This is a genomic window from uncultured Campylobacter sp., assembly GCF_938040115.1.
GTDB lineage: Bacteria > Campylobacterota > Campylobacteria > Campylobacterales > Campylobacteraceae > Campylobacter_A.
Window position 1 is genome coordinate 1 of sequence record NZ_CALHXD010000041.1, and the last position, 4,002, is coordinate 4,002.

Here is a 4,002-nt window from a genome sequence, read left to right on the forward strand (position 1 = left end):
TACTCAAATTTCTGCTCAACGTTCAACATCACTTCGCAGTCGCAGTATCCGCCCTGATCTTTAAGCCATGTAACGATGTTTGGGATGTCTTTTACGCTCAAATTTAAGAGAATTTGCTCGGTGAGTTTTAGGCTGTGACCGCAGCCGTACGCGTGAAGCTGGGCATCCAAAAGCTCGAAAAGCTGTATAAATTTATCCTCGGACATAGGCAAATTTTGCCTAAATTAGGCTAGTTCTTTTTCTTTTATAGATTTTAAAATTTCTTTTCTTTTGCTTTTTTCTATGGATTTTGCGTTCAATTTTACGCCTTTGATAGTCAAATTTGACGGCGATTATGAAAAGCCGTCAAATTTTAGTTTTTCTTAAAAAATCTCGCGATCTTAGCTTGCAGTTTGAAAAAGTCGGCCAGCTCCATTATCGGATATGCGCCTGCGTATTTTTTACCGCCTGCGATATCCTTTGACACGCCGCCGCGTGCCGCTATTTGTGCAAAGTCGCCGACTTTTAAATGTCCCGCCGAGCCGCTTTGTCCGCCCATCACGACGTTGCGTCCTAGCTTGGTGGAGCCTGCGAGCCCTACCTGAGAGACCAGTATCGAGCCGTAGCCTATCTCGCAGTTGTGGCCGATTTGCACGAGGTTATCGATCTTGGCGTAGGCTTTTACGACTGTGCTTTCAAACACGCCGCGGTCTATCGTCGTGCATGCGCCAATCTCGACAAAGTCCTCTAAAACGACGTTGCCGTTGTGGTAAATTTTCACGTGTTCGCCCGTTTTCGTGTGCGCGTAGCCAAAGCCGTCGCTACCGATGACGGCGTTTGCATTGATGCGGCAGCCGTTGCCGATAACGGTGTCGTTATAGATGACGACGTTTGGGTGGATGACGCAGTTTGCGCCGATTTTTACGTTATCGCCGACGTAGGCGCCGGCCATTACTAGCGTGTTGTCGCCGATCGCGGCGCCTGAGCCCACGTAGACGTTTGGCATTATCTTTGCGCTTGGCGAAATTTGCGCCGGCTGCGGCTGGGAGGCTAGAAGCTCTTTTGCAAAATATTCGCTTAATATAGCAAAGGCAAGGTGCGGGTTTTCTACCACTACCGCCCTGCTTTGTGCGCCGACGAGCTCCTTTAAATTTGACGCGACCAAAATCGCGCCCGCCTTTGAGCCCTCGATAAATTTAGCGTTTTTCTCGCTGTCGCAGTAGCCTAGCTCGCTAGCTTTGGCGTTTGAGAGCGAATTTAGAGCCGTGATCTCTAGCTCCTCGCCGCTAAATTCCAGTCCTAAAATTTTATAAATTTCGCTTAGTTTCATCATAGATCCATTAGCACAGAGCCGCCACGAACGATGTCTGCGGGGTTAAATTTTTTGATAGCTTTGAGGAAATTTTCTATCCTGCTCGCGTCGTCGCTGACCATGACGACGATGTAGTTTTCGTTGGTGTTGGCTACGATGCCGTTGTAGGCCTTTAGTATCGCGTCCAGTCCGCCAAAATTTTCGCTTAGCGGGATTTTTACCAGCGCCATTTCTTTTTCGACGAATTCGCCGCTTTCGATGACTTTGTAGGTCGGTATTAGCTTGTGTAGTTGCTTTACGATCTGCTCTAGCACGCGCTCGTCGCCGCTAGTGACGATGCTGATACGAGAAAGCTCGGTGCCTGGGATCGGTGCTACCGTGAGCGTGTCGATGTTGTATCCGCGCCCCGCAAAAAGCCCGGAAATGCGCGATAAAACGCCGTGCTCGTTTAGCACGATGACTGAAATCACTCTTCTTATGCTCATTTTTATTCCTTGCTTTTTAAGATCATGTTGTATATCGCAGCGCCCGCAGGAACCATCGGCAGTACGTCCTCAAATCTATCCACGCGCACGTCTAGCATCGCGCTTTTGCCACAGGCTATCGCCTCTTTTAGCGCGGAGCAAAACTCGTCTTTCGTGCGGCAAACAAAGCCTACCGCGCCAAAGCCCTCCGCGATTTTTACGAAATCAGGCTGCAGGCTAAGGTCGGTCGAGGAGTAGCGCTCGCCGTAGAAAAATGTCTGCCACTGGCGCACCATGCCTAGGAAGTTGTTGTTTAAAATGATGTTAATGACGGGTTTATCTATCTCGGTGGCGGTCATCAGCTCTTGGATATTCATTAGGATCGAGCCGTCGCCGGTGAAATTTACGACGATATCTTCAGGCTTTGCTATCTTTGCTCCGACGGCTGCAGGCAGGCCGTAACCCATAGTCCCCTGACCTCCGCTAGTTATCAGCTGGCGCGGCCTATCAAACGGATAAAACTGCGCGACCCACATCTGGTGCTGACCGACGTCGGTGGCGATCACGGCGTCTTTGCCTGATTGCTTTAAAATTTTAGCCGTTTCGCGTACGACCCACTGCGGTTTTATGATCTCGTCGCTATCTTTGTAATCCAGCGGATTTAGCGCGTCGTAGCGAGCCAATATCTCGCGCCACGAGGTCAAATTTTGCTCGTTTACGGTTACTTTTTCCAGCATCTCTTCTAGGACGCAGTTTAGATCGCCTACGATCGGGAAGTGCGCGTTTACGATCTTTGAGATCGAGCTAGGGTCGATATCGACGTGGATGATTTTGGCGTGTTTGGCAAATTCGCTAAGCTTGCCCGTCACGCGGTCGTCAAATCGCACGCCAAGCGCAATGATGAGATCGGTCTCGCTCATCGCCATATTTGCCGCATAGCTGCCGTGCATGCCGACCATCGAGAGTAGATTTTTATCCTCGTGCGCTAGGACGCCAAGCCCCATCAGCGTTTCGACTGCTGGGATGCCCGTCTTTGCGCTAAATTTACGCACGAGCTCGCTAGCGTTCGCCGCTACGACTCCGCCTCCTAGATATAGTAGCGGGCGTTTGGCCTCGGCGATGACTTCGAGCGCTTTTTTGATCTGTTTTGCGTTGCCTTTGTAGGTCGGTTTGTATGTCGGCATCTTTATCTCGGTCGGGTAATCAAAATCCCCCACGGCCGCGGTTATATCCTTTGGGATATCGACGTGAACGGGGCCGGGACGTCCCGAGCGAGCGATATAAAAGGCCTCTTTTAGGATGCGCGGTAGCTCCTCGATACTGCGAACGAGGTAGTTGTGCTTCACGCACGGGCGAGAGATGCCCACGGCGTCGATCTCCTGAAAGGCGTCCGTGCCGATAAGCGAGGTTGGAACCTGGCCGCTGATTAATATAAGCGGAATACTATCCGAGTATGCGGTGGCTAGACCCGTGACCGCGTTTGTAAAACCGGGGCCGCTCGTCACAAACGCCACTCCGACCTTGCCGCTAGCACGTGCATAGCCGTCTGCGGCGTGCACGGCGGCTTGCTCGTGACGCGTCAAAACGTGCTTGAAATAACTCTGCTTATACGTCTCGTCGTAGATGTTTAGCGCCGCGCCGCCCGGGTAACCAAAAACCGTGTCTACGCCCTCCTCACGCAAGGCTTCCATCACCATGCGCGAGCCAGAAATGCCTTTTATCATCTGTATCGCCTTTTGATAAATTTGACCCCGATTATACAGCTTTAAGGTTTAAAAACGCGTAAAATCGGGCTTAGAATTTGAGTTCGGCTTTAAAAGGGCTTAAATTTGAGTAAATTTGCGAGCGAAATTTAGAAGATTCAAATTTGGATAGGCTATTAAATTTGACGCGCCGAGACCCGCACCTTTAAGGTGCTAAATTTGGTTTGGTCAAATTTAGTCTTGCAAGCCGAACTTCTTTGTGTAAAAAACAACCATTTGAGGTTGTTTTTTACTTTGTTGTAAAGGGGGTGGGGGCTTAAATTGCGAAGTCGCTCCCCACCCCCTTTAATCCCCCTCCCCCTACGACGCTTTTAATGTGGCGACATAGCTTTGCTGACGCAAAGCGTCGCGAGTTTTGTAAATTTTGATGGAGTTAAATTTATAAATTTGTAAATTTGACTTCAAATTTGAGCGTAAAACGATAAGGCAAAGTATTTTGAGATGATTTTTGGGGTTTTGAAGTTAAAATTTGACGAAGATAAGG

4 protein-coding genes are annotated in these 4,002 nt (G+C 49.6%); all 4 read right to left on the reverse strand.

The features are described from left to right. Nucleotides 1-206 (reverse strand): DUF2695 domain-containing protein (locus tag Q0314_RS01765; protein WP_298055857.1); only part of this gene is annotated, 206 nt, incomplete at its 3' end. A 146-nt stretch (nt 207-352) separates the two neighbouring features. Continuing rightward, on the reverse strand, nt 353-1,309 hold the full coding sequence (gene lpxD / locus Q0314_RS01770) for a UDP-3-O-(3-hydroxymyristoyl)glucosamine N-acyltransferase (protein WP_298055860.1): 957 nt from the start codon (nt 1,307-1,309) through the stop codon (nt 353-355). Beyond that, entirely contained in the window at nt 1,309-1,770 is a 462-nt protein-coding gene (ilvN, locus tag Q0314_RS01775; RefSeq protein WP_298055863.1) for an acetolactate synthase small subunit, read from the reverse strand. The genes lpxD and ilvN overlap by 1 nt, the downstream gene beginning before the upstream one ends. 8 nt (nt 1,771-1,778) lie before the next feature. Next, nucleotides 1,779-3,476, reverse strand: coding sequence for an acetolactate synthase large subunit (locus Q0314_RS01780; protein WP_298055867.1), 1,698 nt, complete (start codon nt 3,474-3,476; stop codon nt 1,779-1,781). Nucleotides 3,477-4,002: the final 526 nt, after the last annotated feature.